Genomic DNA, 13,580 nt, shown 5'->3' on the forward strand with positions numbered 1-13,580 from the left:
ACTCACCACTTCGGCCCCCCAGAAATCTCATCTTCCTTCACGATCAGTCGGGCTGCGCCGGATTCATCGTTTCTGTACGGCCAATAAGGCACTTCGAGCTTAATAGTTTGAGCATCGAGAACCTCGAACACCATCGGCACATCACTCATGGCGCCGTCCTCGACTCCCGGTCCATATCCGCAGGCCACTTGACCTTGGGTGCCAGCAGCAACGCGATGTTTAATCCCACATCGTTGTGGTCTTTCGGCGCGCCTGGGGGCGGCAGTGCGTCGGGGCCTTGCTGCATGTAGGTGCAGATGTAAGCCCAAGCGGGGGCGTCGGCGCCCATGGTGGTGAGGGGAAAGCGGTCAATGACTTCATTGGTGCCCGGCCTGACTATGGAGAGCACCACGCCGCCCTTGATGACGACCCCGTGCGAAGTCGCACCGCGTTTCAGCCAGCGCTCGGCACGGACCTGTGACCAGTCGTAGGCCACCGGCTCCACCCGCCAGCGTTCGAAGGGGTTCCACCAGCGGTAGTTGAAGTTGTAAGCGTAGAGGCGTTGGCGGGCTCGGTTGAAGCGGAGGGGCTGATCGCGGGGAGGTGCTACATCGAATTTCCAGAAGATACAGATAGACCAGATTCCAACTATCAAAGTGGCGATAACCATTAAATGCAACTCAAAGCGAATTGCCTGCATAGCCGGCAGATAGTCCCACAACAACATGGCAAGAAAGGCTATCGATAGTGGTGCGAACCAGATCACCCATCCTCTGACAAGAGCTGACGAACGCGGTAATTCCAGATAAATATTATCCTGATAGTTGGGCGTGTCGGACCCGAGCGCCGGAACCACGACCGGAGGGTGGTCAGGATAGTGCAGATCCTCTTGCCACCCCGAGCAAGGAGGAACCAAGCCAGGACGTTTCATATGAAGCCTCGCCCCCGCGTGCCTTGAATCTCGTCCTCCCTCACGATCAGCCGGGCCACCCCCGACTCGTCACTCTTGTCAGGCCAATAAGAGACCTCAAGCTCGAGGGCGTGAAAGTCAAGAAAGCCTCTGAAAGCAATAGCTCCACTGACCTCAAGCGTTTTTGATTCAGCATCGTGATGAATGATCGGTGCCGTCGTTTCAGGTTCGTAGCCTGGTCGTTCCCACGATGACGGAGGTGGAAAAGGAGAATTCGGCCTGTCAGTTCTCCCGCTTGCAATGATCTGTCCTGGTACCTCACGTGCCCGGTACGCCCACAGCGCCCATTCGTAACGCGACGTGTCAGCGTCGTACCCTGGCAGCACCATCCTGAACTCCAGGAACCCGCCGCGCCCTGATATCTTTTCACCAAGCCGCGGGAGTCGGTTGGTCACGTCAAGGTCTGCGATCAAGCCCAACAGCGCCGCGTTCAAGACGCCGATTGCCGTATCCATGTCGTGCGGGCCTTGCCAGCGACGATGTTCTTTCGGCAGTCCCCAGAGCGAATGTCGCGCCCACAACTCCAAGGGAAGAGATTCTAGTTGTTTCGCCCACACCGCAAGCCCATACGCCGCCAAACCTAGTAATGCCGCGACTCCAAGCGGAATAAGTACTGCTGTTACCAAGGCTAGGGAGCCCACTGCACCAAAGCCTGCTGAAAAAATCGCCGCTCCGGCAGCAATCCTATAGGCAGTGGCTGCATCTTGATCACCAACCTTACTTACACGCCCCGCCGCCAACGCATACTGCAACCCCTCCATCACACTCGCCACCGACACAATCGCCCCGCCGAACTGCAGAATCCGCGATCCCAATCCAACCGGCTGCACCCGCCCAGCTGAGGTAATCAAGACCTCCAAATCAGGCCGCAACAGCTGGAGAGTTCCTCCGACAATTTCGACACTCGCCCCCATCACCCCAACCGACGCCGACATGACCGCAGCCACCGCCTCGTCATGCTCGTCGCCTATCGTCTTGAGCATGTTCTCGTAGCTTCTGCGCAGGGCATCCTGCTGGAAATACAGGCTGCCCAGGGCAAGCCCCAGATTGACGCCCCCGGTCCCGTCGAGTGTCACGGTGTTGCGCATGTTGCGCATGGCGTCTCCGGCCAGCAGGCGGGCAGCCTCGGCATTGACGCTCAGGTGGCGGGCGAAGTCCTGCATGCCGCCCTTCAGGGCGGAGCTATCGATGCTGACGCTACGCAGGGCATTGTCAACGCCATCGCCGAGACCCACCCGCAGCTTCTCCAGCCGGGCCTTGAGGTCCTCGGTGTTTTCCTTCGTCCATACGACGATATCGATCAGCTTGGCGTGATTGCTGGCCAGTGCCGGTGCAAAGTAGTTGCTCAGCAGCATGGCGCGCACCTTGCGCTCGGCCGGTTTGCGAAATTGCTTGTCGAGCTGCGCGATATAGCGCTCGGTGCCTTCGTAAAGCGCCTCGTTGAGCAGCGTCAGGTACTCGCCCACCTTGAGGGACACGGTGATCCGGGTAAGTTCGACACCGTGGTAGTGCAACCAGGCTTCCTGGTGCAGATGCGTCAACAGCGCCCTGGCCTGCCCTGATAACTGCTCCCCCAGGGCATTGCTGGCAGTGGCGGCAGCCCCGAGCAGTAGGCTGACAGCGGCCTTCGTCGACACGCCCAAGGCCTTGTCGCCTTCCATGGCGCCAATCAAGGTCTTGCCACCATGGAAGACCCGGGTCTGCTCGTCCCCGGCCAGGTCGTGGGCGAATTGTTGCAAAGGTTTCCTGTCTTCGGTCAGCAGGGCCCTGTAAAGCAAGCTGCCTGGATTCTCCAGTTGTTGCTTCCACAGGCTCTGGGTGGCCCCTGACACTCCGTCAGCAATGCGCTCGGTGGGACCGCCGGCCTGACACATTGCCAACATGCGGATAAAGGCCTCGGTCGAGTCACTGCTCGTGATGCTGTAGTCGTGACGGGCCGCCAACTGGAACGCCGCACCGCCGTGCTGGCTCGCATAGGGTTCGGCGACGTCGTCGACGATTCTTTGCCAGGCCGCCAGTGTCTTGTTGTAGCGGTCCTCGAAGTCCTGGCGGGCTTTTTCGTCGTAGCGTTCGTCGAGCCGTTCGCGGGCATCGGTCATTGCTTCGGCGGTCCTGCGCGCTTTCTCCTTCTCCAGATCAAGAACCGGCAGCGGCGCCATGTAGAACTGGGGCCGGGAGTGATAGGCGAGGTTCTCCTCAACGGCCTCCCTGGCTTCCTTGATCGCCCTGGCCTCGGCCCTGCTGACGTTCAACTGGCGGATGCCGAGCAGGGCCAGGGAGGTGAAGTGCTCGAAACGCCGCTGCGATTCGGAGCACCATTCCTGCATGGCCTGGTAGCGGAACAGGCGCTGGGCGTTGAGTTCCTGCACCACGCCGACAGGGTCGGGCAGGACCAAGGCCAGCACCCCCTTGGCCAACTTGTATTCCTGGGTCACCGTGCGTACATGCCCGGCGAGGGCTCGCAGCCGGTGGTTGCGTGGGTAGAAACCGTGCACGCTGTGAAAATCACCCGCCATGGGCTGGGCGTATTCGAGCACCTGATGCATCTGCAGGTCGGCTTCGGTCATGGCGATCCCGACGCTGGCGGGGTCGTTGCGGGCGGTCTTGAGGTCAAGCTTGTAGAAGCGGTCCTCCAGCGCCATCCCATCGACCACGCCGCCGCGCAGGTAGCCATTCAGCACACTCTCGGGCCAGGGATCGTTGGCAATGGCGAGCCAGGCAGTGGAGTACTTGTTGGTGTCGATATTGAGGAAGGACCCCGGAATATCATGGTCCGCCGTGATGCAGGACTCGGGCAGGGGCCGAGGCTCTTCGCGGGGCATCTGGTACGGCGGGAACTGGCGCAACATGCCTTCGGGCGTGATCTTGTAGGCCTGCCACTCCCTGCCGTCGAGCATCACGTAGAGAAAGCCCTGGCGCAGAATGCGCGGCTGCTCCAGCCGCATGCGCACGGCCTTGACCTCAGAACCGCGGTTCAGCGGCAGCGCCTGGGTGTACCAGGGCTCCGGAGCATAGGCAGCGCGCAGGGGCAGGATCGGCAGGCCGCTGCGCTGGCAGACCCGACAGATGCCAGGGTCCAGCGGGTTGGCTTCGTTGCAGGCAATGTCGATGCAGAGGCCGAAATCAAAACGGTTATCGGAATTCATGAGTAGTCCTTCGCGCGGGGCAAATCGGCAACGATGCGTCTCCAATGGGCTTCGCTGTAGCTGCTTGAAAAATGACTTTGCAAATCAAGCTTGCCGGCGCTCGCCTGGGCGATGAGGTGCTTGATATCCGGGTGCTGCGGCAGATGGGGGTGCATGAGCACGCGGTACAGGCTGAGGGCGATCAGGTCGCGACTGTTGCGAAGCCCAAGCCTGTGGGCATCACGAATCAGCTGGAAAGCGTGCGCGGCGGCATAGGTCGGCAGGCCGGAAGAGCCCGTCCAGCGCCACGGGGCGAAGCGAGGAGGTTGTCGCAGGGCCTGGCGCCAAACGGCCAGGAACCGGTTGATCACAGGCGCCAGTTGCTGGCTTTCCCTGGCATCCTGGGGAAGCCCGGGAGCGCCAGAACTGCTGGTGCCACGCACGATGGTATAGCCCTCCCAACTGAGCGGAAGAAGCCATAACCGGACCGGGCCCAGCAATTGACCTGCCTGCGTGCGCATCGTGGCAAACAACAGCTCCAGCCTCAGCGGCTCGAACCAGGGCGAGATTTTCCCGTCCTTGGCGGAGGCGGTACTGCATCGGGCCGCGATGTGGGTGGCGATGACATCAAGCGGCTGCGGGCTGAACAACCAGCCACAGATATATCGCTCGTTGTAGGCAAGATCCCGTGCGGCATAGTCGGCACTGAGCGTCAGATAGAGTTCTGGCACCGCCTCGCCCGGCATCGCCAGTTGAATCAGCGCGGGGCATCGATCCGGAGCATGGGCCAGGTCCGGCCGCAGCACGCGTGTAACGGCAGCGTCGCCCAGCGACTGGATCAGGGACGGCACGCTGAGCGGATGATCGAAGGCGCATTCGGCCAGCCCGCTCACCAGCAGATAGACATGGTCGTCCGGTGCACGGTGCTGCTCGACAACCCCCATGACGGTTTCGCCTGTCATGAGCTTTGCTCCTCGCACTGCGTGCCCCGTGTTTGCGCGACCTCGCTTGCCAGCGTCAGGCTGTTACCGCCCCCTCCGCCTGTCTTGGTCGCCGGCCCCTTGAGCGTGATCGCGATGCCATCCAGCGTGATACCCGCGCCATCGATACGCAGCGTGCCGCCGGGGCCCTTGATGACAAACGCGTCGGCAGCGTGGATTTCATACACCTTGGTGTGCTGCGTAATGCTCTGGCCGGCCTTCAACGTGACATCCCCTTGCACCTGCTGGTCCAGATGCCCGCCAATCTCCACCCGCTGATTGGCCGCGGTCTTGTCCAGGCGGTCATTGCCGACCTGTTCGGTACGGTCCTGGGCCGTGGTGATGGTGTGATGGCGACCAATGCTCAACTCGTCGTCCTGGCCGATCTGATGCCGCCGGTTCACGCCGATGACCACCTGCTCGTGATTGCCCACGGTGTCCTTGCGGTCGTGGCCGATGGTCAGGGTTTCGTCGTTCTCGACCTGCTCGCTGCGGTCATGGCCGACGAAGGTGGTCTCGTCATTCCTGACCACATTGTTCTGGTCCTTCTGCGCATGGATGAATACCTCTTCCTGCCCGGCCTCATCCTCGAAACGCAGCTCGTTGAAGCCATTTCCCTTGTGGGTCTGGCTCTTCAGGGTCATCCGCGTTTTGTGCTTCGGCAGTTCGTAGGGCGGCCGCTGCAGGGCATTGAAGCCTCGGCCGGTGATAACCGGTTGGTCCGGGTCACCGTCGAAGTTGCTGACGATCACTTCCTGGCCAATACGCGGAATCGCCATATGGCCCCAAAGCGCGCCGGCGATGTTCTGCGAGACGCGGATCCAGCAGGAGCTGTGTTCGTCCTCGTTACCCTCGCGGTCCCACGGGAACTGCACCTTCACCCGGCCGAATTCGTCGCAGTAGATTTCCTCTCCGGGCGGGCCAACTACTTTCGCCGGCTGCGGGCCGTCAATACGTGGTTTGGGCAACGCCTCGGCGCGCCATTCGGCATCGTCTGGCACCAGAGTGGCGACGCAGTTGTAGTGGGTGCCCTGGGCAGCGTCGGCGCTGTCCTCGCCCTGGCTGACGTATTGCTTGCCGCGGTGCTCCAGGCGTATCGGGCGCCAGCCGCGATTCAGGTCTTCGCGCGGGTGGCCGACGAGGTCGAAATAGATGCCCGGCACCAGCCGCGCGTCGTCACCTTCGGTGATGACCTGACAGGCCTCGCCGCGCAGTCCGCGCAGGCGATCACGGGTGAAGGCCTCGCCCACTTCGCCCTTGTAGCGGCCGGGATAGTCGTAACGCTCGTAGCTCCTGGCCTGGTGCGCCAGGTCGGTGGCTTCGCGCCGGGTTTGCTGGTTGTACAGCGGGTTCTTGAAGCTGTAGTCGCGCTGGGTCTGGCGGGCGCTGCGCACGTTTTCGGTGTAGGTAAAGTTGTGCAGCGCCGGACCCGGACGATCGCCGCCGGGTTTGGGGTTGTATTCGACCGGCGGGCCGGGCTGCTTGCCGAAGATCCACAGGCGGTCGCAATGGACCAGGCGGTGGCCTTCGGCGCTGTGCAGGAAACCGTAGAAAAAGCCTTCCTCGCGCATGATGCGTTCGACGAAGTGGTAGTCGGTGTCGCCGGCCTGCACGCAGTATTCCCGCGTTTCATGGGCGTTGGTGATGCGTTGTTCGTAGTCCAGAGCGAGGGCGTGTTTCTTCAGCATCGCGGTGGCGATGTCGGGTACGGTGAGGGTCTGGAAAATGCGCCAGTCCGAGGCCAGTCGCAGGCGGGCCAGGCGCGGCTCGACGACAGCGCGGTAGCGGGTGCGGCGAAAGCCTGTCGCGCCTTGCTGGAACGAGCTGACCGATCCGTGCACATAGCGCACGGGCTGGCCGCCTTGCCAGAGGGTGAGCAGCGCCGGACGGTCGAGGACCTGGCCGAAGTCGACGGCGGGGTTGGCGCAGCTCAGGTCTATGTCGAGGCGGAAGGTCTCGGAAAGACCTTCGGTGAGGTGGAATTCGACGACCTCGAAGTCGTCGGGACCGGCAGTAAAGGTGAAGCGCAGGTCGGATTGGGCGGGCATGCAGTGCTCCCTGTAACTACGCGCCCAACGCCAGATTCAGCGCCGGATCACATGTGGACAGGTTCCACCATGAGCAGGACCACACAGGTGGTGGCCGCTGGGCATGGGATCCTTGAGGAAGAAATTCCGCGAGGATCCTGAATGCTGGTCAGCGGCGGGTATATAGGAAAATTCCCTGTTAAATGGATGAAATGGCTGCGCTTTGGAGGCGCGAGCTGTGTTGCGGGTCAGTCGGGGATGGCTGCCGGCTCGAACGCATTGGGCCGACGCGACAACAGCACCAGACCCAACGCACCAATCGCCATGAACCACGGCAACGCATGACCGCTGACCCACTGGCTGCCCGCCCCCGCGGCCAGCGGCCCGATCAGGCAACCAATGCCCCAGAGCTGCGCCACATGGGCGTTGGCGCGCACCAGCGCATCGTCGCGGAAGCGCTCGCCGATCAGGATCAGCGACAGGGTGAACAAGCCGCCGGCGCTGGCGCCGAACAACACCCAAACCGGCCAGATCAGCGGCGTCTGCAACAGCAGCGGAATGGCGATGCTGGACAACGCCAGGGTCAACGCGCAGCCACTGAACAAGGTGCGCCGGGAGATGCGGTCGGCCAGCGCGCCGATCGGCAGTTGCAGCACGGCGTCGCCCACCACCACGATGCTGACCATGAACAGCGCGACCTCGGCGGTGAAACCCTGTTGTAGGCAGTACACCGGCAACAGCGTCAGAATCATCGCCTCAAACGCGGCGAACAGAGCAATGGCCCAGGCGATCACCGGCAGGTTGTGGCAGAAGCCGAACAGGTCGCGGAACGTCACCGCACCGGCCTCGGTACTCGGCGCGCCACTGCGTCCGAACAGCAACAGCGGCGACACCAACAGCAAGCCGACGCCGATCCAGAAGCCGAGGTCATTCTCCGAACCGACCACGCCGAGCAACAGCGGCCCGGCGAGCTGACTCAAGGCATAACTGCTGCCGTACAGCGCCACCAGCCGCCCGCGCCATTGCTCCACCACCAACTGGTTGATCCAGCTTTCGCCGAGAATGAACACGATGGTCAGCACCACGCCGATCAGCAGGCGCAGCACCAGCCACACCGGATAGCTGGGCAACAGCCCCAGCGCACCGATCGACAGCGCGCCGGCCCACAGACACAAGCGCATCAGCCCCGGCGTGCCGAAGTAGGCCGCCAACCGGCTGGACAGGCTGGCACCCAGCAGCACACCAATGGCCGGCATCGCCGCCATCACGCCGATGGCGAAGCTGCCGTAGCCCCAGCTTTCCAGGCGCAAGGACACCAGCGGCATGCTGACGCCCAGCGCCAGGCCGACGCTGAGCACCGCCGCCAACACGGCGAAGTAAGTCCCCCAACGCATTTCACCCTCCTCGTAGATTTTCAGACGGCACAGACGACACAGCCGGGCCTGCTTTGCGGCAGGCCCGGCTGTGCGACCGGATCGGACGGGCGCGGCTCAAGGCCGCGCCTGTGCTGTTACAGCTTGATCCAGGTGGCTTTCAGCTCGGTGTACTTTTCCAGCGCGTGCAGCGACTTGTCGCGGCCGTTGCCCGACTGCTTGAAGCCACCGAACGGCGCGGTCATGTCGCCACCGTCGTACTGGTTGACCCAGACGCTGCCGGCGCGCAGCGCCTTGGCGGTCTGGTGGGCCTTGGTGATGTTCGCGGTCCACACACCGGCGGCCAGGCCGTACTGGGTGTCGTTGGCGATGGCGATGGCTTCCTCGACGGTGTCGAAGGTGATGACCGACAGCACTGGGCCGAAGATCTCTTCCTTGGCGATACGCATGGCGTTGTTCACGCCATCGAAGATGGTCGGCTCGACATAAGTGCCGCCGGTTTCTTCAAGGATGCGCTTGCCGCCCGCCACCAGCTTGGCGCCGTCGGCGTGGGCCGATTCGATGTAGCCGAGCACGGTGTTCATCTGCTGGGTGTCCACCAGCGCGCCGACGGTAGTCGCCGGGTCCAGTGGGTTGCCCGGTTTCCAGGCCTTCAGCGCTTCCAGCACCATCGGCAGGAACTGGTCCTTGATCGAACGCTCCACCAGCAGGCGCGAGCCGGCGGTGCAGACTTCGCCCTGGTTGAATGCGATGGCGCTGGCGGCAGCTTCAGCAGCAGCTTTCAGGTCCGGGGCGTCAGCGAAGACGATGTTCGGGCTCTTGCCGCCGGCTTCCATCCAGACGCGCTTCATGTTCGATTCGCCAGCGTAAATCATCAGTTGCTTGGCGATCTTGGTCGAACCGGTGAACACCAGGGTATCGACGTCCATGTGCAGGGCCAGGGCCTTGCCGACGGTGTGACCGAAGCCTGGCAGCACGTTCAGCACGCCAGCCGGGATACCGGCATCTACCGCCAGTTGGGCGATGCGGATGGCAGTCAGCGGGGATTTTTCGGACGGCTTGAGGATCACCGAGTTACCGGTGGCCAGGGCCGGGCCGAGTTTCCAGCAGGCCATCAGTAGCGGGAAGTTCCACGGCACGATGGCGGCGACAACGCCCACGGGCTCACGGGTCACCAGGCCAAGCTGGTCATGCGCGGTCGGCGCGACTTCGTCGTAGACCTTGTCGATGGCTTCGCCGTTCCAGGCCAGCGCGTTGGCGGCGGCCGGGATGTCGATGGTCGACGAATCGCCGATCGGCTTGCCCATGTCCAGGGTTTCCAGCAGCGCCAGCTCTTCCACGTTCTGCTTGAGCAGGTTGGCGAAGCGGATCAGGGTGGCCTTGCGCTTGGCCGGCGCCATGCGCGACCAGGCACCGGAGTTGAAGGTGGCGCGGGCGTTTTCCACGGCGCGCTGGGCATCGGCTTCATCGCAGCTGGCGATGTGCGCCAGGAGGCGTCCGTCGACCGGGCTGGAGCACTCGAACGTCGCGTTCGAGACAGCGGCGGTGTATTCACCATTGATGAAAGCACGGCCTTCGATCTTCAGTTGCTGGGCACGTTGTTCCCAGTCCGCACGCGTCAGGGTGGTCATACCAAACTCCTCCTGTTGTAGAGATGCAGCGCGGCACGTGAGGTCGGCGACGCTGTCAGAAAATTCTGCTGGAGCGGTCATCGCTCTACAGCATTCGACACCCTAAACTACTGACACACGAATTATCAATATATTTGACACTTTGCCGATAAATGCTTAGTGATGTTCAATTTATTTAACAATAAGGCGAGCCGCTTCATGAATATCCAGCAGATTGTCGATTTTTCCCACGCCCTGACCGAAGTCGAACGCTACCGCCCCGCCGCCGAAAAGGTGCTCAAGGGCGACCCCGAGCAGGCGGTCTACAACCATTACGCCAGCCCGTGTGGCCAATTTGCTGCTGGCGTGTGGGAAGGTGCGGAGGGGCAATGGACCGTCAACTACACCGAACACGAATACTGCGAAATCGTTTATGGCGTCTCGGTCCTGCGCGACGAACAGGGCCAGGCCAAGACGCTGCGGGCCGGTGATCGCTTCGTGATTCCCGCCGGCTTCAAAGGCACCTGGGAAGTGCTCGAGCCGTGCCGCAAGATCTACGTGATGTTCGAGCAGAAATAGATAACTACCGCCGGGCACACCTGAGGCGAGAGGAGCATGACGCGGTCCACCCGGACATCGACCCTACAAGGAAGACGCGTCATGACCAATGAAGAAGTTCTGGTAGTGCTCAACGATCTGATCGGCACCGCCTACGCCAAGAGCACCAAGGCACAGATCGGCGAACTGACCGGCCGCACTCGCATCGTTGCCCCGGGAGAAGCGACCACCCTGGACTACGATCTCGGCCGTATCCATATCCTCACCGGTGGCAACGGCCTGATCGAAGGTTTCAATTTCGGTTGAGCGCCCTGAAATGAAAAACGCCCGGCACTGCGCCGGGCGTTTTTTTGCTGACCATAAAAAAAGCCCGTATCCGGGGATACGGGCTTTTTCTGAAAACCAGACCAATTACTTGATCTTGGCTTCCTTGTACGTCACGTGCTTACGGACGACCGGATCGTATTTCTTGATCTCGATCTTGTCCGGAGTAGTGCGTTTGTTCTTGTCGGTGGTGTAGAAGTGGCCAGTACCAGCGCTCGACACCAAACGGATCAATTCACGCATGACTTTCTCCCTTAAACCTTGATGCCGTTACGGCGAATTTCGACCAGAACGACGTCAATGCCGCGCTTGTCGATGATACGCATGCCCTTGGCGGAAACGCGCAGACGCACGAAACGCTTCTCGGACTCGACCCAGAAGCGATGATGCTGCAGGTTCGGCAGGAAACGACGACGGGTTTTGTTGTTTGCGTGGGAAATATTGTTCCCGGTTACTGGACCCTTACCAGTAACTTGACAGACTCTCGACATGCCTCAGCCCTCTAAAACCACATGCCCAACCCGGCATGGGTTGGCCGCTTAATCTCTCAGTCTTTGGCGCCAGGCGCCGTGATTCTTCGGGGTCTTACCGGCTACACCCGAGGATGCTACACACCGGGCCCCTAGAAAAGAGCGCTGCTTTATACCAGAAACACCAGAGCACAACAACACAAGATGTGAATTGCCCTCCCCGCTCCCGGGCCCGTCCTGCAAGGTACAAGGCCTGCGGGGCAGACAACCGCTCGTCGCGAAACTGCTGAAAAATCAGTTGGCGTTTGTAATCCAGCGCACTAGGGTAGGACTTTTCCAAACTGCACAGGCAGATGGGCCATCGTTCAGCCTGAGGAATTCCTATGCGTCCCGCCGTTCTACCCCTGTTGTTCGCCGCCCTGCTCGGCCCCGCCGCGGCACAGGCCGCCGCCCTCAGCGTGTGCACCGAGGCCAGTCCGGAAGGATTCGATGTGGTCCAGTACAACGCGCTGACCACCACCAACGCCTCCGCCGACGTGCTGATGAACCGCCTGGTGGAGTTCGATGCGGCCGCCGGCAAGGTCGTACCGAGCCTGGCCGAAAGCTGGACCGTCTCCCCCGATGGCCTGGTCTACGAGTTCAAGCTGCGCCCGGAAGTGAAATTCCACACCACCGCGTACTTCAAGCCCAGCCGCAGCCTGAACGCCGACGACGTGCTGTTCAGCTTCCAGCGCATGCTCTACCCCGCGCACTCGTGGCACAAGATCGCCCAGAGTGGTTTTCCTCACGCCCAGTCCCTGCAGCTGCCTGACCTGATCAAGCAGGTCGAGGCGCCGGACCCGCTGAGCGTGCGCTTCACCCTGAGCCACCCGGACGCGACCTTCCTCGCCACCCTGAGCATGGGCTTCGCCTCGATCTACCCGGCCGAATACGCCGATCAGCTGCTCAAGGCCGGTACCCCGGAGAAGCTCAACAGCCAGCCGATCGGCACCGGGCCCTTCGTCTTCACCCGTTTCCAGAAAGACGCCAGCATCCGCTACAAGGCCAACCCGGACTATTTCGCCGGCAAGCCCACCGTCGACCCGCTGATCTTCGCTATCACCCCGGACGCCAACGTGCGCCTGCAAAAATTGCGGCGCAACGAATGCCAGATCGCCCTCTCGCCCAAGCCGCTGGACATCGCCGCGGCGGCTGGCGATGCGACCCTGAAGGTCGAAAAAACCGAAGCCTTCATGACCGCCTTCGTCGCCATCAACAGCCAGCATCCGCCGCTGGACAAGCCCGAAGTACGCCAGGCAATCAACCTCGCCTTCGACAAGGACAGCTACCTCAAGGCCGTGTTCGAAGGCACCGCCGTGGCCGCCAACGGGCCCTTCCCGCCCAATACCTGGAGCTACGATAAAACGCTGCCCGGCTACCCGACCGACCTCGCCAAAGCCCAGGAGCTGTTGAAGAAAGCCGGCCTGCCCGACGGCTTCAGCACCACCATCTGGACCCGCCCGTCGGGCAGCCTGCTCAACCCCAACCCGAGCCTGGGCGCGCAATTGCTGCAGGCGGACCTGGCGAAGATCGGTATCAAGGCCGAAATCCGCGTGATCGAGTGGGGCGAGCTGATTCGTCGGGCCAAGGCCGGCGAACATGATTTGCTGTTCATGGGCTGGGCCGGTGACAACGGCGACCCGGACAACTTCCTCAGCCCGCAATTCTCCTGTGCGGCAGTCACGTCCGGGACCAACTTCGCCCGCTATTGCGACCCGCGCCTGGATCAGTTGATCAGTGCCGGCAAGACCACCAGCGACCAGAGCGTGCGCAGCCGGCTTTACCAGCAGGCCCAGGCGCAGATCCAGCAACAGGCGCTGTGGCTGCCGCTGGCGCACCCCACCGCCGCGGTGCTGATGCGTAGCGGCGTGGAAGGCTACAAGGTCAGCCCGTTCGGTCGTCAGGACTTTTCCGGGGTCAAGGTGGATCGCTGAAGAAGCAGCCGTGCTCGCGCATCGACAGCGGTTCGCCGTCGCCGATGATGAAGTGGTCGAGCACGCGCACATCGATCATCTCGAGCGCGTCCCTCAGCCGCTGGGTCAGGCGAATGTCGGCCTGACTCGGCTCGGGATTTCCGGAGGGGTGGTTGTGGCATTTATGTTATATGTTCAGAAACGTTGCAGAG

12 protein-coding genes and 1 pseudogene are annotated in these 13,580 nt (G+C 62.2%); 3 read left to right on the plus strand and 10 right to left on the minus strand.

Going from position 1 to position 13,580, the window contains the following annotated elements; translation table 11 throughout:
- Positions 1 to 2: 2 nt before the first annotated feature.
- The 7 genes from NTD82_RS24635 to NTD82_RS24665 all read right to left on the minus strand — a co-directional run bounded on the left by NTD82_RS24635 (position 3) and on the right by NTD82_RS24665 (position 10,085).
- Entirely contained in the window at positions 3 to 149 is a 147-nt protein-coding gene (locus NTD82_RS24635) for a hypothetical protein (RefSeq protein ID WP_262130659.1), read from the minus strand.
- Positions 146 to 910, minus strand: coding sequence for a DUF6708 domain-containing protein (locus NTD82_RS24640; protein WP_262130660.1), 765 nt, complete (start codon positions 908 to 910; stop codon positions 146 to 148). Before NTD82_RS24640 ends, NTD82_RS24635 begins: the two co-directional genes overlap by 4 nt.
- Positions 907 to 4,095, minus strand: a complete 3,189-nt coding sequence (locus tag NTD82_RS24645) for a T6SS effector BTH_I2691 family protein (protein WP_262130661.1) — start codon at positions 4,093 to 4,095, stop codon at positions 907 to 909. The genes NTD82_RS24640 and NTD82_RS24645 overlap by 4 nt, the downstream gene beginning before the upstream one ends.
- Positions 4,092 to 5,036, minus strand: a complete 945-nt coding sequence (locus tag NTD82_RS24650) for a hypothetical protein (protein ID WP_262130662.1) — start codon at positions 5,034 to 5,036, stop codon at positions 4,092 to 4,094. The genes NTD82_RS24645 and NTD82_RS24650 overlap by 4 nt, the downstream gene beginning before the upstream one ends.
- The gene (locus NTD82_RS24655; RefSeq protein ID WP_262130663.1) at positions 5,033 to 7,102 is read right to left on the minus strand and encodes a type VI secretion system Vgr family protein; all 2,070 of its coding nucleotides are present in this window, start codon (positions 7,100 to 7,102) and stop codon (positions 5,033 to 5,035) included. Before NTD82_RS24655 ends, NTD82_RS24650 begins: the two co-directional genes overlap by 4 nt.
- A gap of 227 nt (positions 7,103 to 7,329) precedes the next feature.
- Complete coding sequence (locus tag NTD82_RS24660) at positions 7,330 to 8,475, minus strand: MFS transporter (RefSeq protein WP_262130664.1); 1,146 nt, start codon at positions 8,473 to 8,475, stop codon at positions 7,330 to 7,332.
- Positions 8,476 to 8,591: 116 nt separating this feature from the next.
- Entirely contained in the window at positions 8,592 to 10,085 is a 1,494-nt protein-coding gene (locus tag NTD82_RS24665) for an aldehyde dehydrogenase (RefSeq protein ID WP_262130665.1), read from the minus strand.
- A gap of 198 nt (positions 10,086 to 10,283) precedes the next feature.
- On the opposite strand from NTD82_RS24665, the gene NTD82_RS24670 reads away from it, so the two are divergent.
- Both NTD82_RS24670 and NTD82_RS24675 read left to right on the plus strand, forming a co-directional pair.
- On the plus strand, positions 10,284 to 10,643 hold the full coding sequence (locus NTD82_RS24670; RefSeq protein WP_095158972.1) for a cupin domain-containing protein: 360 nt from the start codon (positions 10,284 to 10,286) through the stop codon (positions 10,641 to 10,643).
- An 81-nt stretch (positions 10,644 to 10,724) separates the two neighbouring features.
- Positions 10,725 to 10,928 carry an I78 family peptidase inhibitor gene (locus NTD82_RS24675; protein WP_262130666.1) on the plus strand — a complete coding sequence of 68 codons (204 nt, stop codon included), beginning with the start codon at positions 10,725 to 10,727 and terminating at the stop codon, positions 10,926 to 10,928.
- 105 nt (positions 10,929 to 11,033) lie between these two features.
- Here NTD82_RS24675 and rpmG read toward each other — a convergent pair whose 3' ends face one another.
- Both rpmG and rpmB read right to left on the minus strand, forming a co-directional pair.
- Positions 11,034 to 11,189 (minus strand): 50S ribosomal protein L33, encoded by a 156-nt coding sequence (gene rpmG / locus NTD82_RS24680; RefSeq protein ID WP_021702025.1) that lies wholly within the window; start codon positions 11,187 to 11,189, stop codon positions 11,034 to 11,036.
- An 11-nt stretch (positions 11,190 to 11,200) separates the two neighbouring features.
- Complete coding sequence (rpmB, locus tag NTD82_RS24685) at positions 11,201 to 11,437, minus strand: 50S ribosomal protein L28 (protein ID WP_095158970.1); 237 nt, start codon at positions 11,435 to 11,437, stop codon at positions 11,201 to 11,203.
- A gap of 362 nt (positions 11,438 to 11,799) precedes the next feature.
- Between rpmB and NTD82_RS24690 the strand changes: the two genes are divergently transcribed.
- Positions 11,800 to 13,389, plus strand: a complete 1,590-nt coding sequence (locus NTD82_RS24690; RefSeq protein WP_095158969.1) for an ABC transporter substrate-binding protein — start codon at positions 11,800 to 11,802, stop codon at positions 13,387 to 13,389.
- On the opposite strand, the pseudogene NTD82_RS24695 reads toward NTD82_RS24690, so the two are convergent.
- Positions 13,373 to 13,549: pseudogene (locus NTD82_RS24695) on the minus strand (JAB domain-containing protein); the annotation flags it as partial. The gene NTD82_RS24690 and the pseudogene NTD82_RS24695 overlap by 17 nt on opposite strands.
- Positions 13,550 to 13,580 lie beyond the last annotated feature (31 nt).

Source organism: Pseudomonas sp. 5P_5.1_Bac1 (assembly GCF_025466015.1).
GTDB lineage: Bacteria > Pseudomonadota > Gammaproteobacteria > Pseudomonadales > Pseudomonadaceae > Aquipseudomonas.